This is a genomic window from Pseudomonas kulmbachensis, assembly GCF_963681935.1.
In the GTDB taxonomy this organism is placed as follows: domain Bacteria; phylum Pseudomonadota; class Gammaproteobacteria; order Pseudomonadales; family Pseudomonadaceae; genus Aquipseudomonas; species Aquipseudomonas kulmbachensis.
The window spans coordinates 936208-959894 of record NZ_OY817088.1 but is presented as its reverse complement, the minus strand read 5'-3'; the positions used below and the strand labels follow the sequence as shown (position 1 = coordinate 959894).

Here is a 23687-nt window from a genome sequence, read left to right as displayed (position 1 = left end):
GGTCCTGCCTCTTCTTAATTCTTCGCGACAGCGGGTTGGGCTATCGTCGGTGCCACAGGTTCCCGCCAGCCGACGGCCAATCCGTTGGCATAACGCAAATCGATGCGCGCTATGTTTGTAATCTGTTCTTTCAGCGTTTTTTCATAGATGGCTATGAAGCGACGCATTTTTTCTACCAGATGATCGCGCCCCAACAGCAACTCGATTCCGGGCCCTGCACTGCCAGCTCCGGTGGTCAGGAACCAGCTACCGCGCTCACGCAACTCCAGCCGGACTATGGAAAAGCCCATCGGACGCAGCATCTGGCTCAGCACCTGATACTGCTGCATTACTTGCTGCTGGGCCCGCTGAGGGCCAAACAGCTGCGGCAAATGTTCGTAATTGGCCAGCTCACGCGGAGTGAACGCTTGCCCCTGGTTGTTGAGCAGTGCTTCATCACCCCAGCGGGCGACCGGCAGTTGCTCTTCAAGGCGAATCACCACCTGGTCCGGCCATACTCGGCGTACCTCGGCGTGGGCGATCCAGGGCATTTGCTCAAGCTCGGTGCGCATGCCTGCCAGGTCGACCGTGAAGAAGCTCGCCGCCACATACGGGGCGATGCGCTGCTGCACGGCTTGCTGGCTGATGTAAGTCAAATCACCCTGCACGTTGATATTGGTGATCGGGCGGTCCGCATACGGCATCAGGCGCTGTGCACCTTCGTAAGTGCCATAACCCAACGCCACCAGCAGCACCGGCCAGAACAAGGCTTTCAAAAAGCCGAAATTGGCTTTTGGCAAACGCACCGACATCGGCTCTTTCGCCACCATCCGGCTGGCGCCACGCGGCACCGGCTTGCGGCCGGGAGCGGGTGGTTGATGACGAAGCGATGCACCTTGCATGGACTTAACCCCGCGCCTCTAAGCTTGCTGCCAGAATCGACAACACCAACTGTTGGAAATCCAGACCCGCAGCCTTGGCCGCCATCGGCACCAGGCTGTGATCGGTCATGCCCGGAGCGGTGTTGACTTCCAGCAGCCAGAATTGGCCCGCCGTGTCCTGCATCACGTCCAGACGGCCCCAACCGGCAATACCGATCGCCTCACAGGCTTTCGCCGTGAGGTCCATGAGCTCTTGTTCCTTGGCACTGTCGAGGCCGCACGGGATCCGATACTGGGTATCGTTGGCCACGTACTTGGCGTCGTAGTCATAAAAGGTATGCGGAGTGCCCAGGGCAATTGGAGGCAACACCTGGTCACGCAGGGTGGCGATGGTGAACTCGGGACCGGTGATCCATTGCTCAACCAACACTTGCGAGTCGTACTTGCTGGCATCGGCCCACGCGACGATCAACTCGTCAACGTTACTCACTTTGGCCATACCGATACTTGAACCTTCATGTGCCGGTTTGACGATCAAAGGGAAGCTCAGTTCCTTCGCTGCACAAATACAGTCGGCTTCACTGCTCAACACTGCGTGACGCGGGGTCGGAATGCCCAGGCTGTGCCACACCTGTTTGGTGCGCAGCTTGTCCATGGCCAAGGCCGACGCGAGGATTCCGCTACCGGTGTAAGGAATGCCCAGGCATTCCAGCAGGCCTTGCATGCTGCCGTCTTCACCGCCACGGCCGTGAAGAATGATGAACGCGCGGTCGATTTTTTCGCTGGTGATACGGGTGATGAAGTCATCCCCCACATCGATCCCGAAAGCATCCACACCGGCGCTTTGCAGTGCACCGAGTACGGCGTTGCCGGACTTCAGCGAGACTTCACGCTCAGCGCTTTTGCCGCCGAACAGCACAGCCACGCGACCGAAGTCGGCAGGGGCAATGGTCGAGAACAGATTGGCGTAAGCAGCAGTCATTTCAACTTTCCTTTACTGGTAGCGGCAACAACAGCACCGCTGAACAGCGGGCTCTTTATAAGTTGCGGTGCCAGACGGCCGATATCGCCCGCCCCTTGGCACAACAGAATGTCGCCAGCACGCAGCAACGGCTTGACGATCGGCGCCAGCTCAACGCCGCGCTCGATGTAGATCGGGTCCAACTGACCGCGCTGGCGGATGCTGTGGCACAGCTGGCGGCTGTCAGCGCCCGGAATCGGCTCTTCACCAGCCGGGTAGACTTCCATCAGCAACAGCACATTGGCGTCGGCCAGCACCTGGACGAAATCGTCGTAAAGGTCACGGGTACGACTGAAGCGGTGCGGCTGGTAAACCATCACCAGACGGCGCTCCGGCCAACCACCGCGTACGGCCTTGATCACCGCCGCAACTTCGGTCGGGTGGTGACCGTAGTCATCGACCAGCATCACGCTGCCGCCTTCAACTGGCAGCTCGCCATAAACCTGGAAGCGTCGTCCAACACCCTCGAAGCCCGACAGGCCCTGAACGATGGCTTCATCGCTGATGCCCTCATCCGAAGCAATGCAGATGGTGGCCAAGGCATTGAGCACGTTGTGATTGCCCGGCATGTTTACCGACACATCCAGTGGCTCGCGATCAGGGCGCAACACGGTGAAGAAGGTTTGCATGCCTTGCTGGCGAACATTGATTGCGCGCACGTCAGCGTTTTCGCTAAAGCCGTAAGTTACGGTCGGACGCTTGACCAGCGGCAGGATTTCGCGCACGACCGGATCGTCCAGGCACAGCACAGCCAAGCCGTAGAACGGCAGGTTGTGCAGAAACTCGACGAAGGTTTTCTTCAGCTTGTTGAAGTCGCCTTCGTACGTCGCCATATGGTCGGCGTCGATATTGGTGACCACTGCAACCATTGGCTGCAGGTGCAGGAAGCTGGCATCGCTTTCGTCAGCTTCGGCAATCAGGTAACGGCTAGTGCCCAGCTGTGCATTAGTACCTGCTGCATTCAGGCGACCACCGATCACGAACGTCGGGTCCAGGCCACCGGCCGCAAACACCGAGGCCAACAAGCTGGTGGTGGTGGTTTTGCCATGGGTGCCTGCTACGGCGATACCGTGGCGATAGCGCATCAGCTCAGCCAGCATCTCGGCCCGTGGCACCACTGGAATACGACGCTCCAGCGCATGTGCTACTTCGGGGTTGGAGGTATTAACAGCGCTCGACACCACCAGTACATCAGCATTGGCAGCGTTTTCGGCACGGTGGCCGATAAAGATGTGCGCGCCGAATGATTCGAGACGTTCGGTCACAGACGATGCGTTCAAGTCCGAACCCGACACTTCATAGCCCAGGTTCAGCAACACTTCGGCGATACCGCACATGCCCACGCCGCCGATACCGACGAAGTGGATGCGACGGATACGGCGCATCTCGGGTTGTGGCATAGCTTTTTGATTCTCAACCATTGGCCACCTCCAGGCAGATATCTACAACGTTGCGGGTCGCATCAGGTTTGGCCAGGCGGCGAGCATTGGCCGCCATGCTGTTGAGTCGTTCCGGTTGCATCAAAACCTCTGTCAGGCGTGCAGCCAGCTCGGCTGCGCCAGTTGTCGCTTGCGGCATCAGGAAAGCAGCGCCTTCGCGAGCCAAAAAGTCGGCATTGCGGCTCTGATGGTCGTCAATCGCGTGGGGCAATGGCACCAGCAGCGAAGGCAGACCGGCCGCAGCCAGTTCACTGACGGTCAGCGCGCCTGCGCGACAAACCACCAGGTCGGCCCAGCCATAGGCTTGGGCCATGTCTTTGATAAAAGGCTGTACTTGAGCCTCGACACCGACCGCCGTATAGCGCTCGGCAGTAATCTGGTCGTGCTGTTTGCCTGCCTGATGAAACACGTCAGGGCGTACGTCGGCCGGTACTTTGGCCAACGCTTCAGGCAGCAATTTGTTCAACGGCTCGGCCCCCAGGCTGCCCCCCAACACCAGCAAGCGCGCCTTGCGCCCTTCGAGTGCGGCGCGCGGCGCCAGGGTGAACAGTTCAGGCCGCACCGGGTTGCCGGTACTGAGCAATTTGTCCGAGGCGGCGAAGGTTCCAGGGAATGCTTCACAGACACGAGTGGTCATTGGCACCAGCAAACGGTTAGCCGTACCGGCTACCGCGTTTTGCTCGTGAATGATCACCGGCACACCACAGGTTTTCGCCGCCAGACCGCCAGGCCCGGTCACGTAACCACCGAAACCAAGCACGCAGACCGGCTTGAGTTGGCGAATGATTTTGCGCGCCTGGAACAATGCCTTGAGCAACACAAACGGTGCCTTGAGCAGCGACAGCTTGCTCTTGCCACGCAGACCGGCAACGTTGATCAGGTGCAGCTTGAAGCCCGCAGGTTCGACCAGTTCGTTCTCGATGCCACGCGGCGTGCCGAGCCAGTGAACCGTGTAGCCACGGGCCTGGAACTCGCGCGCACAGGCCAGTGCCGGGAACACATGGCCACCGGTGCCGCCCGCCATGATCAGCACATTAGCGCCCATGGGTCGGCTCCTCTGCGAAGTCGCTTTCTTTGAAATCGGTCTCTTCGCTGCCCAGGTGGGTTCGACTCTCCCACTCGATGCGCAGCAACAGGCCCATACACACACAGCAAATCACCAGCGAGCTGCCACCGTAGCTAAGGAACGGCAGGGTCAGCCCTTTGGTTGGCAGCAGGCCGACGTTTACCCCGATATTGATCAGGAACTGGCCGATCCACAGGAACGACAGGCCGTACGCCATATAAGCCGAGAAATACTGTTTGGCGCGCTCGGCCCACATGCCGATGTACATGCCGCGCACACACACGAACACGAACAGGGCCACGGTCAGTAGCGAGCCGACAACGCCCAGCTCTTCAGCCAGTACCGAGAACACGAAGTCGGTGTGGGCTTCAGGCAGGTAGAACTGCTTCTGTACGCTGTTGCCAAGGCCTACGCCGAACCACTCGCCGCGCCCGAATGCGATCAGGGCCTGGGTCAGCTGGTAGCCGGAACCGAACTGGTCGGACCATGGGTCGGTAAAGGTGATCAGACGCGCCATCCGGTAAGGCTGTGCCTGTACCAGAACAAACACCGCCCCCACCGCCAGCGCCACCATCAGGGCGAAGCGAAACAGCCCCACACCACCGAGGAACAACATGGCCGCCGCAGCGCCCATCATTACCACGGTGGCACCGAAGTCCGGTTCCATCAGCAGCAGACCTGCCATTGGCAGCAGCACGATAAATGGCTTGAAGAAGCCCATCCAGCTTTCGCGTACTTCCTTCTGCTGGCGCACCAGATAGCCCGCCAGGTAGATCACCACAAAAACCTTGGCGATCTCCGAGGGCTGCACGTTGAAGAAACTGAAACCGATCCAGCGCATCGAGCCGTTTACCTCACGACCAATGCCTGGGATCAATACTGCCACCAGCAAACCGAATGCACCGATCAGCAACATGAAGCCCATACGCTGCCAGGTCGCAATCGGCACCATCATCGTCATGATGCACGCGCCCAGACCGAGCACGATGTAAAACAGGTGGCGGATCATGTGGTACAGGGTATTGCCCGACTGCAAGGCGGCGACTTCGGACGATGCCGACGTAATCATCACCAATCCCAGACCCAGCAAGGCAAGGCAACCGGCCAGCAACGGGAAGTCGAGGTCGATGCCACGGCCGGTGACCAGCGGCGAAGGATAAGGCTTGAGGATGCCGAAGATCATGCCAGCACCTCCACAGCACGGGCGAATAACTGGCCGCGCTCTTCATAGTTCTTGAACATGTCAAAACTGGCGCAAGCGGGCGACAGCAATACCGCATCACCCGGCAAGGCCAACGAGCGGCTTTGTGCAATGGCTTCGTCCAACGAACCGACACGCACTTGCGGCACGGCATCGCCCAAGGCATCGGCGATCAAGCCTGCGTCACGACCCATCAGCACCACGGCGCGGCAATACTTGGCCACAGAATCACGCAGGCCGCTGAAGTCGGCGCCTTTGCCGTCACCACCAGCGATCAGGATCAGTTTGCCGTCCATGTCCATGCCCAAGCCATTGATGGCAGCCAGTGCTGCACCGACGTTGGTAGCCTTGGAGTCGTTGTAGTAACTCACGCCATCCAGCTCGCGTACCCACTGGCAGCGGTGCTCAAGGCCGGTGAAGTTACACAGGCTGGCCAGCATGGCGTCGAACGGCAAGCCAACGGCATGCCCCAGCGCCAGTGCCGCAAGGGCATTGGCCTGATTGTGGGCACCGCGAACTTTGAGCTCGCGTACCGGCATCAGGTTTTGAAATTCGAAGGCGAGGTATTTTTCGCCGTTTTCTTCGCGCAGGCCAAAGGCCTTGAAGTCCGGAGCGCTCAAGCCGAAGGTCCAGCACGGCTGGCCCTCGCTCATCAGCGGACGGGTCAAGGCATCCTGACGATTGACCACCACTTGCCTGGCACCACGGAAAATCCGGTGTTTGGCCAGATGGTACGCCGGCAGGCCGCTATAGCGGTCCATGTGGTCTTCGCTGACGTTGAGTACGGTGGCGACTTCGGCACCCAGGTGATTGGTGGTTTCCAGCTGGAAGCTCGACAGTTCCATCACGTACAGTTCAACGTCATCGCTGAGCAGGTCCAGCGCTGGCGTACCGAGGTTGCCACCGACCGCCACACGCTTGCCCGCAGCCACAGCCATTTCACCGACCAGCGTGGTAACGGTGCTTTTGGCGTTGGAACCACTGATTGCAACGATCGGTGCCTTCGCGTTACGCGCGAACAGATCGATATCACCCGACAACTTCACGCCGCGTGCCGCTGCTGCTTGCAGGGCCGGCGTCGCCAGGGCCAGGCCGGGACTCACGTAAAGTTCGTCGGCACGGCACAGGAATTCGACATCCAGCTCGCCACAACGCACTTCCACTTGCGGGTAGTCACGGCGCAGCGTGGCCAGCTCCGGTGGATTTTCCCGCGTGTCCGCCACGGCGAACGACACGCCCCGCTGCGCGAGAAAGCGCACCAGGGACATGCCGCTCTTGCCGAGGCCGACAACGATGCGGAAGTGGTCAGAAGCGATCAGAGACACAGGTTCTACCTCAGCTTCAGCGTGGCAAGGCCGACCAATACGAGGATCACGGTGATAATCCAGAAACGGACGATCACTCGTGGCTCGGGCCAACCTTTAAGTTCAAAGTGGTGATGAATCGGCGCCATGCGGAACACCCGCTTGCCGGTCAACTTGAAAGACGCTACCTGGATCACCACGGACAGGGTTTCCATCACGAACACACCGCCCATGATGAACAGCACGACTTCCTGACGCACGATCACCGCGATAGTGCCCAGGGCAGCGCCCAGCGCCAGTGCGCCGACATCACCCATGAAGACTTGTGCCGGGTAAGTGTTGAACCACAAGAACCCGAGACCGGCGCCTATCAATGCGCCACAGAACACAATCAACTCACCTGCGCCCGGCACATACGGGATCAGCAGGTAGTCGGCGAATTTCACGTTACCCGACAGATAGCAAAAGATCCCCAGCGCGCCGCCGACCATTACGGTAGGCATGATCGCCAGGCCATCGAGGCCGTCAGTCAGGTTGACCGCGTTGCTCGAACCGACGATCACGAAGTAGGTCAGTACCACAAAGCCGATACCCAACGGGATGCTGGCATCTTTGAGGATTGGCAGGATCAGCGTGGTTTCGACCGCGCTTGGCGCCGTCATGTACAAGAAGATCGCTGCACCCAGACCGAACACCGACTGCCAGAAGTACTTCCAGCGGCTCGGAAGACCACGGGAGTTTTTCTCGATTACCTTGCGGTAGTCGTCAACCCAGCCGATGGCGCCGAACAGCAGGGTCACGATCATCACGACCCACACATAACGGTTGCTCAAGTCAGCCCACAACAGCGTGCTGATAGTGATCGCCGACAGAATCAGTGCACCACCCATGGTCGGGGTGCCGGATTTGGACAAATGCGATTGCGGGCCGTCATTACGTACCGATTGGCCGATCTGACGGTTTTGCAGGGTGCGGATCATCCACGGCCCCAGGCACAGCGACAAGGTTAACGCGGTCAGTACCCCGAGAATCCCGCGCAGGGACAGGTACTGGAAGACCCCGAAGCCTTTGTAGAACTGTTGCAGATACTCCGCTAGCAGCAGCAGCATTAATGTTTCTCCCCGCTGGAACCGCACAAAGCCGCAACGACGTTTTCCATCGCTGCGCTGCGCGAGCCCTTGATCAAAATAGTGGTGTTTGTTTCGTGCTCAGCGCGAAGCGCCTTGATCAGGTCAGCCTGATTGGCGAAGTGACGAGCCTGGTGTCCAAATGCTGTGACGGCATGAGCCATCATGGGTCCCACCGCATAGAGCGCTGAAACTTTGTCGGCGGCATAAGCGCCTACTTCACGATGTCCTTGCTCCGCCCACTCACCCAGTTCGCCAATATCTCCGAGCACCAGGACGGTGCGGCCGGAAAAGGCGGCGAGTATATCAACGGCAGCACACATTGAGGTGGGGTTTGCGTTGTAAGTGTCATCAATAATTCGCAGACCTGTGCCAGTCATTTGCGCGACCGCACGGCCCTTGACCGGCAACACAGCTTCAAGACCGGTTTTGATGCCAAACAACGAGACACCCAAGGCATGTGCGGCGGCTGCCGCAGCCAATGCATTAGCCACATTATGGTTGCCCAGCAGGTTCAGTTGAACCGGTTCGGCACCCAGCGGGCTGTGCAATGTGAAACCCGGGCAACCCCGTGCATCGCGGGTCAGATCGCTGGCATAAAAGTCAGCCTGAGGGTTGGCCAGTGCGAAGCTGAGCACCTTGCGCCCGGCAGCCCGGTTGTTCCAGATGGCGAATGCCTTGTCATCCAGATTCAGAACCGCGATGCCATCAGCATCCAGCCCTTCAATAATCTCGCCCTTGGCCTCGACGATTTTTTCCGGCCCGCCGAACTCGCCCACATGAGCGGTGCCAGCATTATTGAGCACGGCAACATGCGGCTTGGTCATGGCGACGGTATAAGCGATCTCGCCAACACGCGAAGCACCCAACTCGATTACCGCAGCCGTGTGCTCCGATGTCAGTTCGAGCAGCGTCAGCGGCACGCCCAGATCGTTGTTCAAATTGCCTTTGGTCGCCAGTACCGGGCCACGGGTACGCAGAATGCAGGCAAGCATTTCCTTGACGGTGGTCTTGCCACTGGAACCGGTAATGGCCGCAACCGGCTTGTCATAACCGGCACGATTGAGCGCACCCAATCGGCCCAGGGCTTCGCGGGTATCCTTGACCACCAGTTGTGGCAACGTCGACTCGGGCACTTCGCGCTCGACCAAGGCCGCAACAGCGCCCTTGGCTGCAACTTCATTCAGGTAATCGTGGCCATCAAAGCGCGGACCGGTCAGTGCAATAAACAACTGCCCCTTGGTGATCGCCCGGCTGTCGATACTGACGCCATTGAAGCGGCAGTCCGCCTCAACCACACGCCCCTGCAGGGCAACGGCAACTTCACTCAACAACAGAGGCTTAAGCATGAGCCGCCTCCCAGCTATTGAGCGCTTTTTCGGCTTCGACCAGATCAGAGAAGTCGTGGCGTTCGCCGTTGATTTCCTGATAGTCCTCGTGACCTTTACCTGCCAGCACGATCACGTCTTCGACGCTGGCACCGGCAATGATTTGAGCGATGGCATCACCGCGACCTGCTACAAACGTGACGTTCTGCGGCGCAACAAAGCCAACACGGATGTCATCAAAAATTTGCGCCGGGGCTTCTGAACGTGGGTTGTCGTCAGTGACCAGAACCCCGTCAGCCAAACGCTCAACCACTTGCGCCATCAACGGACGCTTGCCGCGATCACGGTCGCCGCCACAGCCGAACAGGCACAGCAGCTTGCCTTTGGCATGAGGGCGCAGCGCCAGCAATACTTTTTCCAGCGCGTCCGGGGTGTGGGCATAGTCGACCACCACCAGCGGTTTGCTGCCGCCGCCCAGACGCTGCATGCGGCCGACCGGACCTTCCAGCCTTGGCAGCACGGCGAGAATTTCGTCCAGTGCGTAATCCAACCCCAACAAGGCGCCAACAGCGGCCAGCACGTTGCTCAGGTTGAAGCGTCCGAGCAAGGCGCTACGCAGAAGGTGCTCACCTTGGGCAGTCACCACCGTGGCGCGCACGCCGTCGTCATCGAAAGTCGCATCGCGGCAATACAACGTAGCGCTGCTGTCTTCAAGGCTGTAGCTGATCAAGCGCGAGTCGTGCTTTTCAGAGGCCAGTTGGCGACCGAACTGGTCGTCCAGATTCAGCACCCGGCAATGCAAATCCGGCCAGGCAAACAGCTTGGCTTTGGCGGCGGCGTAAGCCTCCATCGTGCCGTGGTAATCCAGGTGGTCGCGGGACAGGTTGGTCAGCACCGCGACGTCGAACGCCAATGCACTGACCCGGCCCTGATCCAGACCATGGGAGGAAACCTCCATGGCAACCGCCTTGGCCCCGGCCTTTTTCAGGTCGGCCAACATGGCCTGAACAGCAATTGGGTCCGGCGTGGTATGGCGACCGCTTTGCAGCGCACCATAAAAGCCAGTGCCCAATGTGCCGACGATGCCGCAGTGCTGACCCAGCAGGTCAAGCGCTTGCGCCACCAGCTGAGTGACGCTGGTCTTGCCGTTGGTGCCGGTCACGCCAACCAGATTGAGGTGACGGCTTGGCTCGCCATAAAAACGCCCGGCAATATCCGACAACTGGGCCGCCAGGCCTTTTACCGGAATCAGCGGAACTGCCGAGATAGGCAGTACATCAGCACCGTCCACTTCATAGGCCACCGCAGCAGCGCCGCGCTTCAAAGCATCAGCTATATGTTCACGGCCATCGAGCTTGCCGCCGGGCACCGCAAGGAACAAATCACCTGCGCGCACGTTGCGACTGTCGAGGGTCAACTCACGAATAAGCAGATCGTGACCGGCGTGAGGGAAAATCTTGTTCAGACTCAGGGACATTAGCCGCGCCCTCCTTTGGCTGCTGCAGCGGTTGCCGCTGCTTGTTGCTCCGCTGCCGTTGGCAGGTTATCCGGGGACACGTTCATCAGACGCAGAGTGCCGGACATGACTTTACTGAATACCGGAGCGGAGACCAGACCACCGAAGTAGCCCGCCTTGCTCGGCTCATCGATAACCACAACGATTGCGTAACGCGGGTCGCTCATCGGGCCGAAGCCAGCGAACAGCGAACGGTAAGAGTTCACCGCGTAGCCTTTGACGCCACCGGACGATGTTTTACGCGCCGTACCTGACTTGCCGCCGACGTGATACGCCGGAACCTTGGCACGCCATACACCACGCGGGTTTTCGATAACTTCCTGGAGCATGCCCTGAACTGTCTTCGCTACTTTTTCAGGCATGACCTGTACGGACTGTGGCGGCTTGTCGGTTTTAAGCAGCGTTAACGGGGCAAGCTTGCCGTTGTTGGCCAATGCCGAGAAAGCGTGAACCAACTGGATCGCGGTGACGGACACGCCGTAGCCGTAAGACAGGGTCGCGGTTTCTGCCTTGCGCCACTCGCGGTAGTTGGGCAGGTTGCCGACACGTTCACCCGGGAAGCCCAGGCCGGTGTCTTGTCCCAGGCCCATCTTGGCCATTTGGCGGAAGATCGCTTCGCCACCAATATCGAAGGCTACCTTGCTCATGCCCACGTTACTGGAGTTGATCAGAATACCGGTCAGGTCGAGGACCGGACCTTCGGTACGGGATACGTCACGAATGGTGTATTTGCCCAACTGCAACGTGCCCGGATAAACCTCAACCTTGTCGGTCGGCTTCCAGCGCCCGGTTTCCAGTGCAGCACTCATCGAAATCGGTTTTACCGTGGAGCCCGGCTCAAACACGTCGATCATGGCGCGGTTACGCATCATCGCCGGTTGCAGGTTGCGACGGTTGTTGGGGTTGTAGGTGGGCTGGTTGACCATGGCCAGAATTTCGCCGGTCTTCACATCCATGATCACCAGGCTGCCAGCCTTGGCACCGTTCTCGACCAGCGCGTTGCGCAGTTCGCGGTTGGCCAGGTATTGCAGGCGCAGGTCAATCGATAACGCCAAGGTCTTCCCTGCCTTGGCGTTTTTGGTCACTTGCACGTCTTTGATCAGACGCCCGCGTCGGTCCTTGATCACTTGCCGCTTGCCTGGAACCCCGGCCAGCCACTCGTCATAGGCCAGTTCGACACCTTCACGACCTTTGTCATCGATGTCGGTAAAGCCGACCATGTGCGCCGTCACTTCACCCGCAGGGTAAAAGCGGCGGAACTCTTCAATGCCATAAACGCCCGGCACTTTGAGGTCGAGCACGACTTGGCCCTGTTCAGGAGTCAGGCCCCGGACCAGGTAGATAAATTCTTTGTTGGCTTGCTGCTCCAGCCGCGCTGTCAGCACTTTAGGGTCTTGCCCAAGCGCGTGCGCCAAGGCTGGCCAACGGTCCTTGGCTACCTGCATTTCCTTGGCATTGGCCCACAGGGTGGTCACCGGCGTACTCACGGCTAGCGGTTCGCCATTGCGGTCGGTGATCAGGCCACGGTGCGCAGGAATCGGGATATGACGCAAGCTGCGTGCATCGCCCTGGCCCTTGAGGAAGTCGTGGTCGATCACTTGCAGATAAACGATTTGGCACGCGATAGCGCTTACCAGCAGTGCCAGCAATCCCAGCACCACACGAAAACGCCACGGATAGAGTGCGCCCTCGAGTTTGATCATGGCGCCACCATTCGAACTTCTGCTGCGCCCGGAATGCGCATTTTCAGTTGTTCGCTGGCCAGTGTTTCGATACGGCTATGGGCCGTCCAGGTGCTCTGCTCGAGAATCAAACGGCCCCATTCTGCTTGCGCCTTGTCACGCACGCTCAACTCCCCGTACAGGGTGTTGAGCAGTTGGCGGTTCCAGTGGGCGCTGTAAGAAACGCCCACAGCCGAAACCAGCACGCCAATAAATAGCAGCAGCATGAAAAAACTTCCGCCGGGAAGTGGTTTGGCGAAGAGCTTGTTCAACGAAGCTTCTCCGCGACGCGCATTACAGCGCTGCGCGAGCGCGGGTTGGCTTTGAGTTCTGCGTCAGAGGCAGTCTGGGCCTTGCCATGAATTTTGATTTTCGGCACAAACGCGACGTGCTGAACCGGCAAGCCACGCGGCAGGTTGTCAGGTTCGCCCTTGACCAACTTGCGCATGAACAATTTGACGATGCGATCTTCAAGGGAGTGGAAGCTGATCACGACCAGACGGCCGCCGATTGCCAGAGACTCCAATGCAGCCTCAAGGCCTGCTTCAAGGTCGCCCAGCTCGTTGTTTACGTGAATGCGCAAACCCTGGAAGGTGCGGGTTGCCGGGTGCTTGCCTTTTTCCCAGGCCGGATTGGCCACTTTCAAGACTTCAGCAAGGTCACCAGTGCGCTCAAAGGGCTTGATATCGCGACGCTCTACAACAGCACGCGCCATGCGCCCGGAAAAGCGTTCTTCGCCATATTCCTTGAATACGCGGGCAATTTCTTCCTGGGATGCACTGTTGACGAACTCGGCAGCGCTGATCCCGCGATCCGGGTCCATGCGCATATCCAGCGGGCCGTCATTCATAAAGCTGAAGCCGCGTTCAGGATCGTCAAGCTGCGGCGAAGACACGCCCAGATCGAGCAGGATACCGTCTACTTTGCCGGCCAGACCGCGATCGGCAATTTCGGATCCCATTTCAGCAAAGCTGCGCTGCACAATAACAAAGCGGCCGTCTTCGGCCGCTAGCGCTTGCCCGGTGGCAATTGCCTGTGGATCTTTATCAAACCCGAGCAGTTGCCCCTCGGGACCAAGCTTCTGGAGAATCAGGCGGCTATGTCCGCCGCGACCGAAGGTGCCATCCAGATAGCATCCATCAGGACGTACGGCGAGAGCCTCTACGGCTTCGTCGAGCAGTACGGTGATGTGGTTGAAGCCGCTATCTATAGTCACAGAATTAAATCACGCAGTTCGTCAGGCATGGCGCCCGGTTGTTGAATGGCTGCAAGGTCAGCGGCAGAAACAGCTTCCCAGGCATCCTCGTCCCACAGTTGAAACTTGTTTAACTGCCCCACCAACATCGCGCGCTTATCCAACTTGGCATATTCACGCAAACGCGGCGGCACCAGAAAACGACCACTGCCATCGAGCTCAAGATCGACGGCATTACCAATCAACAGACGTTGCAAACGGCGGTTTTCTTCACGCAACGAAGGCAACGCCCGCAGCTTGGTTTCAATCAGTTCCCACTCATCAAGTGGATACACACATAAGCAGGGATCGACCGCATCTATGGTCACGATCAGTTGTCCGGAACTACGCGAAATCAACTCGTCGCGGTACCGGCTCGGCATTGCGAGACGGCCCTTGGCATCGAGACTGATTGCGTTGGCTCCGCGAAACATTGATCGCTTCTCCAAATATTAGCGTTTTACGTCTAAAAAACCCACTTTATGCCACTTTCCACCACTTATGCACACTATAGGAATGCGCCCACCACACCGTCAAGGAGCGGCCCACAGGAAAACCCTTACATTACTGAGATTTAGGAGGGGAAATAGACGTGGAGCAGTAAGCGGGAGGGTTTTTTGACGAGCTATGCGCAACAAATTCAATGCTCTAGTCTTCAAACTTAAAGTAGTTTGTTAAGAGTAAGAACTTTTTGGCATTACGTCGGGAATGTTCTTGTAAAAGATTGCGAGGGGATTAAGCGATTGCGGGTGTAGCAATCTGCCTGCATGGCAAGCAGAAGAGAAAAAGGTGGAGAGTCGATCTGTAAGCCGGGTTCTGTCGTGAACAGTCATTCGTCTACGATGGCCATCACTGGACATCTTTAGCAACCTACCCGGTTCCAGCGCGGGCCACGCCTTGGAACCCTATTTGGTCTTGCTCCAAGTGGGGTTTACCTAGCCACGAACTGTTGCCAGTCGTGCGGTGCGCTCTTACCGCACCTTTTCACCCTTACCGGTGCCGAAGCACTTAGGCGGTTATTTTCTGTGGCACTTTCCGTAGGCTCACGCCTCCCAGGCATTACCTGGCACTTCGCCCTATGGAGCCCGGACTTTCCTCCCCCCTCTAATTTTCATAGAAGGCAGCGACTGTCCAATCGACTCTCCGGCGCGAAGGTTAACTGTACAGAGCGTATAGAACAAGCGTTAAAAGCCGCAAGACTGCTTCATTTACCCGACTCGCAGCCTTTAACAGCAGGTTCAAACACACAAAGACATCAAAATGCCATCACTTACTACTAGTCATTACTCAACTTTTTGCTTTTCCAACGCAACTTGATACAGCACATTTTTGCGCTCACCCGTTATTTCAGCCGCAAGTGCCGCCGCACGCTTGAGTGGCATCTCTTTAAGCAACAGATCGAGAATACGCATGGCTTCACTGCTGACCACTTCGTCCGTTTCAGGTGCAGTCCAGCCTGCAACCAGCACAACACACTCACCGCGCTGCTGATTACTGTCGCCTTCAACAAATGCGCGCAACTCGGACAGCGGCAACCCCTTGAGTGTTTCGAAGGTTTTGGTCAGCTCACGCGCCAGCAACGCCGGACGGTCAGGGCCAAATACCAGCTCAAGATCTTGCAGACATTCAAGAATACGGTGCGGTGCCTCATAAAAAATCAGCGTGCGCGGTTCTTCTTTCAGTAATTCCAGGCGCGAGCGACGCCCAACAGCCTTGGCAGGCAAGAACCCTTCAAAGATAAAGCGATCAGAAGGCAATCCCGCCGCAGACAGGGCGGCAATCAAGGCGCAGGCACCCGGCACAGGCACAACCCTGACCCCGGCAGCGCGCGCCTGACGCACGAGGTGATAACCCGGATCGGAGATCAACGGCGTACCGGCATCGGAGATCAGTGCAACATCTTCACCCGCCAGCAAACGCTGAATGAAGCGGCTACCCTCATCACGCTCGTTGTGCTCGTGACAGGCACCCAGCGGCGTGGAAATGCCGAAATGTTGCAGCAAGCGCAAGGAGTGGCGCGTGTCTTCGGCCGCAATCAGCGACACGTCACGCAGCACCTTGAGGGCACGCGCACTGATGTCGTCCAGGTTACCGATGGGCGTGGCCACCACATAAAGTGAGCCAAGAACGGAATTCAAATCACCTGGAGCAGTCAAAACGCACACCTCATAAGAGTTAAAGGCGCCATTGTAGCGCGTAGAGCCCTCATGAACGCACCCACCCTGCAGGCTACAAAGCGCCAACCGGGTAAACTTTCACCGTTACAACGTACAGAACTCATCTAAATTCAGGCTTTATTGCCGGTAACATCGCGCCCCGGCCAACGCTTGGGTACACTTCTCCACTCATTTGATCGAGTATCAGGAACACTACATGATCGCTTGCCTGCGGCTGTTCACTGCCCTCTGCCTTGCTGCCCTGTTGGCGGCTTGCGCCAGCTCGCCCTCGTCCAGCCTTGGCGAACTTCCACGGACCCCGGACGCCAGCCTTGAGCAACTGCTCCAGCAGGCATCCGAGAGCACAAATCCGGAAAAGGCCGCGCTGCTGCGCTTGTCAGCTGCCGACCTTGCTCTGCGCCAGCAGAACAATGCCCGCGCCACACAGATTTTGGCCCTGGTTCCGCTGGATCAGCTCAAACCCGCCCAGCAAGTATTTGCCAGCACGCTGACAGCTGAGCTGGCAATGAGCCGCAACGACCCCAAGGCCGCGCTGACTGCACTGAGCCACCCGAGCATGTCGGTTCTCGGCGAGCTGCCAGCCGACTTGCAAGTACGCACGCACACCGTTCACGCCCGCGCCCTTGAGGCCGACGGCCAGACGCTGGCGGCCGCACGCGAACGCGCAGCGATGAGCTCAAGCCTGACCGGCGATGCCGCCAACAGTAACAATGAAGCCATTTGGGCACTGGTTGCCGCCTTGCCGGTCGATCAACTGCGCACGCAGAGCAACGATGTACTGGGTGGATGGATGTCCCTGGCATTGGCCGTCAAGAGCGCTGGTACCCTGCAGGATCAGCAAAACGCCATCGATCAATGGCGCGCACAGAACCCCGCTCATCCGGCTGCCATCCAACTGCCAACACCGCTGATCAAACTCAAGGAGCTGGCCAGCCAGCCGCTGACCAAAATTGCCTTGCTGCTGCCACAAGAGGGCCAACTGGCCTCAGTCAGCAAAGCACTGCGTGATGGTTTTATGGCTGCCCACTACCAGGCTCAACAGGCCGGACAAAACCCGCCGAGCATTCAGTTCTATGACAGCTCGCGCCTGACATCGCTGGATGAGTTCTATCGCAAGGCGCAAGCCGATGGCGTGCAACTGGTGGTGGGACCGCTGGAAAAACCACTGGTCAAACAGCTCAGCACCCGCCAACAGCTGCCAATCACCACCCTGGCTCTGAACTACAGCGAGGGCGCACAAGCCCCCGCACAACTGTTCCAGTTCGGTCTGGCGGCTGAAGATGAAGCCCGCGAAGTGGCTCGCCGCGCCCGGGCCGACGGCCTGACCCGTGCTGGCGCCATGGTGCCCGTCGGCGAGTGGGGCAATCGCGTACTCAAGGCGTTCCGCCAGGAATGGGAAGCCCATGGCGGCACTATCGTCGGCGTTGAGCATATCGACAAGCCCGTAGCACTGGCCCAGCAGGTCGCTGACCTGGTGCAACTGCGTAAAACCGGTGGCAGTGCTGCCGAACCTTCGCGTCGCCACGACATGGAATTTATCTTCCTGGCCGCTACCCCTCAGCAGGCCCAGCAGATCAAACCGACCCTGAACTACCAGTACGCAGGCGACATCCCGGTTTACGCGACCTCCCATGTATTCAGTGCCAGCGGCGACCAAAATCAGTACAACGACATGAACGGTATCCGTTTTTGTGAAACACCTTGGCTGCTCGACCCTGCAAACCCGTTACGCCAGCAAGTAACAGCGCAATGGCCACAAGCCGGCGGCAGCCTGGGGCGCCTGTATGCAATGGGCATCGACGCCTATCGCCTGACATCGAGCCTGGGCCAGTTGAAAGCCCTGCCCGATAGCCGGATTGACGGTTTGTCAGGCAGCCTGAGCATGAGCCCGGCGCAACGTGTAGAGCGTCAACTGCCGTGGGCCGAGTTCACCAATGGCCAGCCTCAACGCCTGCCTGATACTCCTAACTGATGCCCGAGCGCTCAAGCCAGCAAACTGGCAAGGATGCCGAACGCCTGGCGTTGCGGCATCTTGAGCAACAGGGTTTGCGCCTGTTGGCGCAGAACTGGTCATGCAAGCGTGGCGAGCTGGATCTGGTCATGCTTGACGGCGATACAGTAGTATTCGTCGAAGTTCGTTACCGACAACACGCGCAATGGGGTGGCGCACTGGCCAGCATTGACGCTCGCAAGCGACAAAAGCTGATACTTGCCGCTCAGTATTTTTTACAGCGCCAGACGCGCTGGGCCAATCACCCATGCCGATTTGACGTGGTGACCATGGACAGCGCAACACCCCAATTGAACTGGCTACGGAATGCCTTTGACAGCCAATAACGCTGCCAGGCCGATTCCAGCACCCTTTTTTAAACGATTTTGCTTTGCTTTGCGGGCTGCACATTTTTGTGCCGGGAAGTCACTCAGGAACACCTGGATCACGCCCGACCAGCCGCCCTACTTAAGGTCACATAGATGGACATGCAATCCCGGATTCGCCAGCTTTTTCAGGCCAGCATCGACACCAAGCAGCAGGCCATGGAAGTGCTCGCCCCCCATATCGAGCAAGCCAGCCAGGTGATGGTTAACGCCCTGCTCAATGAGGGCAAAATGCTTTCGTGCGGCAATGGCGGATCAGCAGGTGACGCCCAGCACTTTTCATCCGAACTGCTCAACCGCTTTGAACGCGAGCGCCCAAGCCTGCCCGCCATTGCGCTGACCACAGATACTTCGACGATCACATCGATCGCCAACGATTACAGCTTCAACGAGATCTTCTCCAAACAGATTCGCGCACTAGGCCAACCCGGCGACGTGCTGCTGGCTATTTCCACCAGCGGCAACTCGGCAAACATCATCCAGGCCATTCAAGCCGCGCATGATCGTGAAATGATCGTCGTTGCCATGACTGGCCGCGATGGCGGCGGCATGGCCTCACTGCTGCTGCCCGAGGACGTCGAAATTCGCGTCCCGTCCAATGTCACTGCACGTATTCAAGAAGTCCACCTGCTGGCGATCCACTGCTTGTGCGATCTGATCGACAGCCAACTGTTCGGGAGTGAAGAATGACTTTTAATCGCCTTAGCCTTGTCGCGCTGACGTTATGCCTCGGCCTGACTGCCGGCTGCAGCTCGGTACTGACAGCCACCCGCGACAAGCCCATTGAAGATGACCGCGGCACGCGCACTTTCGGCAGCAAGATCGACGACTCCCTGATCGAAACCAAGGTCGCCGTGAACGTGGCCAAGGCCAGCCCGGATCTGGACACCGGTTCGCATATCGTTGTCACCAGCTACAACGGCATCGTACTGCTCGCTGGCCAAACCCCGCGCGCCGACCTCAAGGCCCAGGCCGAGCAGGCTGCTGCCGCCGTTCAGCGGGTCAAAAAGGTCAATAACGAGCTGCAAGTCATGGCCCCGTCGTCGATCCTTGCGCGTAACAACGACGCCTGGCTGACCACCAAGATCAAGACTCAGATGCTGACCGACAACGCAATTCCCGGCTCACGGATCAAGATCGTCACCGAAAACGGTATCGTCTACATGCTTGGCCTGGTAACCAAGCAAGAAGCTGCCCGCGCCACCAGTCTGGTGCAGGGTGTTTCCGGGGTGCAGAAAATCGTCAAACTGTTCGAGTACATCGACTGACAGCACCCAACTGCCAGACACAAAAAAGGCGACCTTCTCAGGTCGCCTTTTTTATTACTTGACCACTTTCAAGCTTGGCCGGCCCGTAGGGCGCGGCGGCTCGGGTTGCGGCCCATCGTCATCCGGCTCAACCTCGTCATCACCCCCTAGAGGCTCTTCCAGGTCAAACACCATGCCTTGGCCGTTCTCTCGGGCGTAAACGCCCAGGATCGCAGGGATAGGCACGTACAACGTGTGTGGCACACCACCAAAACGCCCTTCAAAGCTCACTGCTTCGTTGTCCATGTGCAGTTGACGCACGGCGGTTGGCGAAACATTCAGGACAATCTGCCCGTCACTGGCAAAACCCGCAGGCACTTGTACCTTCGGGTAGTCAGAGTTAACCAGCATGTGCGGAGTGCAGTCGTTATCAACGATCCACTCATACAGCGCACGCACCAGATAAGGTCGACTTGAATTCATCGAGGGCTCCTAAAGCCTTAGCGCATGTCGCGTTCGACTTCAGACAAACTCGCCTGGAAAGTCTCACGCGCAAACTGGCGCTCCATATAATCGAGCAACGGCTTGGCTGGCCGCGGCAATTCAATGCCCAGAATGGGCAAACGCCAGAGTATCGGCAATAGGCAGCAGTCGACCAGACTTAGCTCGGTACTGAGGAAAAAAGGTTTATCTGAAAATAACGCAGACACACCTGTCAGGCTCTCACGCAGCTCTTTGCGCGCTTGAACACGGGCAGGCTCTTTGGTGCGCGAATCCAGAATCAAATCCACCAGCCCACACCAGTCGCGCTGAATGCGATGGATCAGCAGACGGCTATTGGCCCTCGCCACCGGATAAACCGGTAATAACGGCGGATGCGGGTAACGCTCATCCAGATATTCCATCACCACAGTCGACTCCCACAACGCCAGGTCACGATCGACCAGGGTTGGCAGGCTGCCGTAAGGGTTCACTTCGATCAGCTTCGGCGGCTGACGGCCCGCCTCCACACTGATGATCTCGGCGCTGACACCTTTCTCTGCGAGCACAATGCGTACTCGGTGGGAATAGTGGTCGGCGGGGTCGGAGTAACAGGCCAACCGATTGGTCACGCCCATGGCGGTCCTCCTCGCTTGTTGAAATTATCGGGAGCGGAAAAACGAACGCGCCCAAGGGAAGCCTCCGATAACCGCAGAACCTGGGCAAACGAGGTCGTTGGACCCCGCTTGCCACTTGTCCTGCACTGTTACCTTTTCAGAGACACCCTCGGGCGCGCACGATTAACAGCAATGCGTGTAACTATATCAGTGCACATCTTTCCAGTATTCGCGCTTGAGCAGATAAGCGAATACAAAGAAGAAGGCCAGGTAGAGCAGCACGTAAGTACCGATGCGCTGATGCTCCAGCTTCACCGGGTTGGCCGAGTAGGCCAGGAAGGTCACAAGGTTCTTGATCTTCTCATCGAACTGCTCTTCAGTCAGCGCGCCGGTTTTTGGCAGCACTGTCAGCTGGTCGCACGCTTCATGTGTCAAAGGTGTGCCGGTGAGCGGATCATACTGCTTCTTGCCGTCTTCGACGATCTGTACTTGCTTGCAGCCTACAACCTGACGACCTTGCAGCGGCGCCAGAACGTTCGGCATACCTACGTTCGGGAAGACCTTGTTGTTCACACCCCAAGGGCGGGACGGGTCTTCATAGAAGGAACGCAGGTAGCTGTACAGCCAGTCAGTACCGCGCACACGAGCTACCAGCGTCAGGTCTGGCGGTGCAGCACCGAACCAGGCCTTGGCGTCAGCAGGCTGCATACCGATGTTCATGTGGTCGCCAATCTTGGCACCGGTGAACACCAGGTTATCGAGCATGACTTCATGGGGAATACCCAGGTCGTCTGCTACACGCTCGTAGCGCTGGAACTTGGCGCTGTGACAGCCCATGCAGTAGTTGGCGAACGTACGCGCGCCGTCCTGCATGGCAGCCTTGTCAGAAACATCGATGTCGACCTTGTCGAGGTGCACACCCTGTTCAGCCGCGAAGGAGAACACAGGCATCACCGCAAGCATCAATACAGCAAATAGCTTTTTCATCAGCCAGTCACCCTTTCCGGAACCGGTTTGGTCTTCTCAAGCCTGGTGTAGAACGGCATCAGAATGAAGTAAGCGAAGTACAGGAACGTACACACTTGCGACAGCAGCGTACGGCCCGGGGTTGGCGCCAGTACACCCAGCACGCCCAGAATCACGAACGAGATGCAGAACACCCACAGCCACACCTTGCTCATCCAGCCTTTGTAGCGCATGGATTTAACAGGGCTGCGGTCAAGCCAAGGCAGCACGAACAGAACGGCAATCGCGGCGCCCATGGCAATGACGCCAAGCAGCTTGTCCGGGATGGCTCGCAAGATCGCGTAGAACGGTGTGAAGTACCAGACAGGCGCAATGTGTTCCGGCGTTTTAAAGGCGTTAGCCTGTTCAAAGTTCGGTTTTTCCAGGAAGTAACCACCCATTTCCGGGAAGAAGAACACAATCGAGCAGAAGATAAACAGGAACACCACCACGCCGACGATATCTTTCACGGTGTAGTACGGGTGGAAGGGAATGCCATCCAGCGGTACGCCGTTTTCGTCTTTATGCTTTTTAATGTCCACGCCGTCCGGGTTGTTGGACCCGACTTCGTGCAAGGCCAGAACGTGCAGCACTACCAGACCCAGAATCACGATAGGCAAGGCCACCACGTGCAAGGCAAAGAAGCGGTTCAGGGTAATACCGGAAATCAGGTAGTCACCACGAATCCACTGGGTCAGGTCGTTACCGATAACCGGAATCGCACCGAACAGCGAGATGATCACCTGGGCGCCCCAGTAGGACATTTGACCCCAAGGCAGCAGGTAGCCCATGAAGGCTTCAGCCATGAGCGCCAGATAAATCATCATGCCGAACAGCCAGACCAGCTCACGCGGCTTCTGGTACGAGCCGTAGAGCAAGCCACGGAACATGTGCAGATACACGACAATAAAGAACGCCGACGCACCCGTTGAGTGCAGATAGCGCAAAATGGAGCCGTATTCAACGTCACGCATGATGTATTCGACAGAAGCAAAAGCTTCTTCTGCCGACGGCGTGTAGCTCATGGTCAGCCACACACCGGTAACGATCTGGTTAACCAGAACGAGCAATGCGAGGGAGCCAAAAAAGTAGAAGAAGTTGAAGTTCTTCGGCGCGTAATACTTGCTGAGATGGTCTTCCCACATCTTGGTAGCGGGGAAGCGGGCATCTACCCAATCCATGAACTTGCTCATTACGCGCTCTCCCCTTCAAGGCCAACGACAATGATGCTGTCACTGCCATCTACATAGTAGTAAGGAGGCACTGGCAGGTTCAGCGGCGCAGGTTGCGACTTGTAGACGCGGCCGGCCAGGTCATAGTGCGAACCATGACAAGGGCAGAAATAACCCCCGACCCAATCCTTGCCCAGGTCGACAGGTGCGACCTCCGGACGGAAAGTAGGCGAGCAACCCAGGTGAGTACAAATACCGATCAACACCAAAACTTCTGGCTTGATAGACCGCCACTCGTTTTTTGAGTTTTCAGGTTGATCAGAACTCAAGGACTCAGGATCAGCTAGCTGCCCTTCAATCTTTTTCAGATTCGCCAGGATTTCCTCGGTGCGGCGGACAATGAATACAGGCTGACCACGCCACTCAGCAATCATCTGCTGCCCTGGCTCGATCTTTGCAATATTCACTTTTACCGGTGCGCCCGCGGCTTTTGCCTTGGCACTGGGAAACCACGACCCCACGAACGGGACCGCCGCCCCCACCGCTCCTGCAGCACCCACCACGGATGTGGCTGCTACGAGGAAGCGACGCCGGCCGACATTTACGCCGTCATTGCTCATTCAGTCCTCTCCCATCAGCTTTGTGGCCTGTTAAATCAGGCATCTACTAAATTTGCATCTGAACTTATAAAAATTTTGCAGAATGGTAATGAAAAGCCCCTAGTCTTACAAGGTAATTACCGCTCTGGGGCGGCTACAAGCCTTGTAGTATAGGCGTTTGCTGGATGTGGCAAGTT

The 23687-nt window shown here is 58.0% G+C and carries 23 protein-coding genes and 1 other RNA gene; 4 read left to right on the top strand and 20 right to left on the bottom strand.

Annotated features, from left to right (window positions below; all coding sequences use genetic code 11):
* Positions 1-14: 14 nt before the first annotated feature.
* From U5A05_RS04590 to rsmI, 15 genes are all read right to left on the bottom strand, one after another.
* Positions 15-881, bottom strand: coding sequence for a cell division protein FtsQ/DivIB (locus U5A05_RS04590; RefSeq protein ID WP_261741008.1), 867 nt, complete (start codon positions 879-881; stop codon positions 15-17).
* 4 nt (positions 882-885) lie between these two features.
* The gene (locus tag U5A05_RS04585; protein WP_261741007.1) at positions 886-1842 is read right to left on the bottom strand and encodes a D-alanine--D-alanine ligase; all 957 of its coding nucleotides are present in this window, start codon (positions 1840-1842) and stop codon (positions 886-888) included.
* On the bottom strand, positions 1839-3302 hold the full coding sequence (gene murC / locus U5A05_RS04580) for a UDP-N-acetylmuramate--L-alanine ligase (RefSeq protein ID WP_261741006.1): 1464 nt from the start codon (positions 3300-3302) through the stop codon (positions 1839-1841). Before murC ends, U5A05_RS04585 begins: the two co-directional genes overlap by 4 nt.
* Positions 3295-4365, bottom strand: coding sequence for an undecaprenyldiphospho-muramoylpentapeptide beta-N-acetylglucosaminyltransferase (gene murG / locus U5A05_RS04575; protein WP_261741005.1), 1071 nt, complete (start codon positions 4363-4365; stop codon positions 3295-3297). The genes murC and murG overlap by 8 nt, the downstream gene beginning before the upstream one ends.
* Complete coding sequence (gene ftsW, locus U5A05_RS04570; protein WP_016779528.1) at positions 4355-5569, bottom strand: putative lipid II flippase FtsW; 1215 nt, start codon at positions 5567-5569, stop codon at positions 4355-4357. The genes murG and ftsW overlap by 11 nt, the downstream gene beginning before the upstream one ends.
* Positions 5566-6912, bottom strand: coding sequence for a UDP-N-acetylmuramoyl-L-alanine--D-glutamate ligase (gene murD / locus U5A05_RS04565; protein ID WP_321835846.1), 1347 nt, complete (start codon positions 6910-6912; stop codon positions 5566-5568). Before murD ends, ftsW begins: the two co-directional genes overlap by 4 nt.
* A gap of 5 nt (positions 6913-6917) precedes the next feature.
* A complete protein-coding gene (gene mraY / locus U5A05_RS04560) occupies positions 6918-8000 on the bottom strand; it encodes a phospho-N-acetylmuramoyl-pentapeptide-transferase (protein ID WP_321835845.1) in 1083 nt (360 codons plus the stop codon).
* On the bottom strand, positions 8000-9367 hold the full coding sequence (locus tag U5A05_RS04555) for a UDP-N-acetylmuramoyl-tripeptide--D-alanyl-D-alanine ligase (RefSeq protein ID WP_261741002.1): 1368 nt from the start codon (positions 9365-9367) through the stop codon (positions 8000-8002). The genes mraY and U5A05_RS04555 overlap by 1 nt, the downstream gene beginning before the upstream one ends.
* Positions 9360-10823, bottom strand: coding sequence for a UDP-N-acetylmuramoyl-L-alanyl-D-glutamate--2,6-diaminopimelate ligase (locus U5A05_RS04550; RefSeq protein WP_321835844.1), 1464 nt, complete (start codon positions 10821-10823; stop codon positions 9360-9362). The genes U5A05_RS04555 and U5A05_RS04550 overlap by 8 nt, the downstream gene beginning before the upstream one ends.
* Positions 10823-12565: a peptidoglycan D,D-transpeptidase FtsI family protein gene (locus U5A05_RS04545; RefSeq protein ID WP_395246656.1), complete on the bottom strand. Its 1743-nt coding sequence runs from the start codon at positions 12563-12565 to the stop codon at positions 10823-10825. Before U5A05_RS04545 ends, U5A05_RS04550 begins: the two co-directional genes overlap by 1 nt.
* Positions 12562-12855: a cell division protein FtsL gene (gene ftsL, locus U5A05_RS04540; RefSeq protein ID WP_019823808.1), complete on the bottom strand. Its 294-nt coding sequence runs from the start codon at positions 12853-12855 to the stop codon at positions 12562-12564. The genes U5A05_RS04545 and ftsL overlap by 4 nt, the downstream gene beginning before the upstream one ends.
* Positions 12852-13799 carry a 16S rRNA (cytosine(1402)-N(4))-methyltransferase RsmH gene (rsmH, locus tag U5A05_RS04535; protein ID WP_395246655.1) on the bottom strand — a complete coding sequence of 316 codons (948 nt, stop codon included), beginning with the start codon at positions 13797-13799 and terminating at the stop codon, positions 12852-12854. The genes ftsL and rsmH overlap by 4 nt, the downstream gene beginning before the upstream one ends.
* The gene (gene mraZ, locus U5A05_RS04530; protein ID WP_019408593.1) at positions 13796-14251 is read right to left on the bottom strand and encodes a division/cell wall cluster transcriptional repressor MraZ; all 456 of its coding nucleotides are present in this window, start codon (positions 14249-14251) and stop codon (positions 13796-13798) included. Before mraZ ends, rsmH begins: the two co-directional genes overlap by 4 nt.
* A 355-nt stretch (positions 14252-14606) precedes the next feature.
* Positions 14607-14960: RNase P RNA component class A (rnpB, locus tag U5A05_RS04525), an RNA gene on the bottom strand.
* 140 nt (positions 14961-15100) lie between these two features.
* Positions 15101-15955: a 16S rRNA (cytidine(1402)-2'-O)-methyltransferase gene (gene rsmI / locus U5A05_RS04520; protein ID WP_261742371.1), complete on the bottom strand. Its 855-nt coding sequence runs from the start codon at positions 15953-15955 to the stop codon at positions 15101-15103.
* 235 nt (positions 15956-16190) lie between these two features.
* Here rsmI and U5A05_RS04515 point away from each other — a divergent pair, with 235 nt between their 5' ends.
* From U5A05_RS04515 to U5A05_RS04500, 4 genes are all read left to right on the top strand, one after another.
* On the top strand, positions 16191-17966 hold the full coding sequence (locus U5A05_RS04515) for a penicillin-binding protein activator (protein WP_321835843.1): 1776 nt from the start codon (positions 16191-16193) through the stop codon (positions 17964-17966).
* The gene (locus U5A05_RS04510) at positions 17966-18331 is read left to right on the top strand and encodes a YraN family protein (protein WP_261740999.1); all 366 of its coding nucleotides are present in this window, start codon (positions 17966-17968) and stop codon (positions 18329-18331) included. The genes U5A05_RS04515 and U5A05_RS04510 overlap by 1 nt, the downstream gene beginning before the upstream one ends.
* A 135-nt stretch (positions 18332-18466) precedes the next feature.
* Positions 18467-19060, top strand: coding sequence for a phosphoheptose isomerase (locus tag U5A05_RS04505; RefSeq protein WP_016779517.1), 594 nt, complete (start codon positions 18467-18469; stop codon positions 19058-19060).
* Positions 19057-19638 (top strand): BON domain-containing protein, encoded by a 582-nt coding sequence (locus U5A05_RS04500; protein ID WP_261740998.1) that lies wholly within the window; start codon positions 19057-19059, stop codon positions 19636-19638. Before U5A05_RS04505 ends, U5A05_RS04500 begins: the two co-directional genes overlap by 4 nt.
* 54 nt (positions 19639-19692) lie before the next feature.
* Here U5A05_RS04500 and U5A05_RS04495 read toward each other — a convergent pair whose 3' ends face one another.
* The 5 genes from U5A05_RS04495 to petA all read right to left on the bottom strand — a co-directional run bounded on the left by U5A05_RS04495 (position 19693) and on the right by petA (position 23511).
* Entirely contained in the window at positions 19693-20100 is a 408-nt protein-coding gene (locus U5A05_RS04495) for a ClpXP protease specificity-enhancing factor (RefSeq protein WP_261740997.1), read from the bottom strand.
* A 17-nt stretch (positions 20101-20117) separates the two neighbouring features.
* Complete coding sequence (locus tag U5A05_RS04490) at positions 20118-20735, bottom strand: glutathione S-transferase N-terminal domain-containing protein (RefSeq protein WP_261740996.1); 618 nt, start codon at positions 20733-20735, stop codon at positions 20118-20120.
* 186 nt (positions 20736-20921) lie between these two features.
* Entirely contained in the window at positions 20922-21701 is a 780-nt protein-coding gene (locus tag U5A05_RS04485; protein ID WP_261740995.1) for a cytochrome c1, read from the bottom strand.
* Positions 21701-22912 carry a cytochrome b gene (locus tag U5A05_RS04480; RefSeq protein ID WP_261740994.1) on the bottom strand — a complete coding sequence of 404 codons (1212 nt, stop codon included), beginning with the start codon at positions 22910-22912 and terminating at the stop codon, positions 21701-21703. The genes U5A05_RS04485 and U5A05_RS04480 overlap by 1 nt, the downstream gene beginning before the upstream one ends.
* Positions 22912-23511, bottom strand: coding sequence for a ubiquinol-cytochrome c reductase iron-sulfur subunit (gene petA / locus U5A05_RS04475; protein WP_261740993.1), 600 nt, complete (start codon positions 23509-23511; stop codon positions 22912-22914). The genes U5A05_RS04480 and petA overlap by 1 nt, the downstream gene beginning before the upstream one ends.
* Positions 23512-23687 lie beyond the last annotated feature (176 nt).

Excerpts from the sequence above, each read along its gene's own strand:
- U5A05_RS04515 (WP_321835843.1), top strand. The coding sequence starts at position 16,191 with ATGATCGCTTGCCTGCGGCTGTTCACTGCCCTCTGCCTTGCTGCCCTG.
- U5A05_RS04510 (WP_261740999.1), top strand. The coding sequence starts at position 17,966 with ATGCCCGAGCGCTCAAGCCAGCAAACTGGCAAGGATGCCGAACGCCTG.
- U5A05_RS04495 (WP_261740997.1), bottom strand. The coding sequence starts at position 20,100 with ATGAATTCAAGTCGACCTTATCTGGTGCGTGCGCTGTATGAGTGGATC.
- U5A05_RS04480 (WP_261740994.1), bottom strand. The coding sequence starts at position 22,912 with ATGAGCAAGTTCATGGATTGGGTAGATGCCCGCTTCCCCGCTACCAAG.
- U5A05_RS04585 (WP_261741007.1), bottom strand. The coding sequence starts at position 1,842 with ATGACTGCTGCTTACGCCAATCTGTTCTCGACCATTGCCCCTGCCGAC.
- U5A05_RS04485 (WP_261740995.1), bottom strand. The coding sequence starts at position 21,701 with ATGAAAAAGCTATTTGCTGTATTGATGCTTGCGGTGATGCCTGTGTTC.
- mraY (WP_321835845.1), bottom strand. The coding sequence starts at position 8,000 with ATGCTGCTGCTGCTAGCGGAGTATCTGCAACAGTTCTACAAAGGCTTC.
- ftsW (WP_016779528.1), bottom strand. The coding sequence starts at position 5,569 with ATGATCTTCGGCATCCTCAAGCCTTATCCTTCGCCGCTGGTCACCGGC.
- murG (WP_261741005.1), bottom strand. The coding sequence starts at position 4,365 with ATGGGCGCTAATGTGCTGATCATGGCGGGCGGCACCGGTGGCCATGTG.
- U5A05_RS04555 (WP_261741002.1), bottom strand. The coding sequence starts at position 9,367 with ATGCTTAAGCCTCTGTTGTTGAGTGAAGTTGCCGTTGCCCTGCAGGGG.
- petA (WP_261740993.1), bottom strand. The coding sequence starts at position 23,511 with ATGAGCAATGACGGCGTAAATGTCGGCCGGCGTCGCTTCCTCGTAGCA.
- mraZ (WP_019408593.1), bottom strand. The coding sequence starts at position 14,251 with ATGTTTCGCGGAGCCAACGCAATCAGTCTCGATGCCAAGGGCCGTCTC.
- U5A05_RS04545 (WP_395246656.1), bottom strand. The coding sequence starts at position 12,565 with ATGATCAAACTCGAGGGCGCACTCTATCCGTGGCGTTTTCGTGTGGTG.
- U5A05_RS04505 (WP_016779517.1), top strand. The coding sequence starts at position 18,467 with ATGGACATGCAATCCCGGATTCGCCAGCTTTTTCAGGCCAGCATCGAC.
- U5A05_RS04590 (WP_261741008.1), bottom strand. The coding sequence starts at position 881 with ATGCAAGGTGCATCGCTTCGTCATCAACCACCCGCTCCCGGCCGCAAG.
- murC (WP_261741006.1), bottom strand. The coding sequence starts at position 3,302 with ATGGTTGAGAATCAAAAAGCTATGCCACAACCCGAGATGCGCCGTATC.
- U5A05_RS04550 (WP_321835844.1), bottom strand. The coding sequence starts at position 10,823 with ATGTCCCTGAGTCTGAACAAGATTTTCCCTCACGCCGGTCACGATCTG.
- U5A05_RS04490 (WP_261740996.1), bottom strand. The coding sequence starts at position 20,735 with ATGGGCGTGACCAATCGGTTGGCCTGTTACTCCGACCCCGCCGACCAC.
- U5A05_RS04500 (WP_261740998.1), top strand. The coding sequence starts at position 19,057 with ATGACTTTTAATCGCCTTAGCCTTGTCGCGCTGACGTTATGCCTCGGC.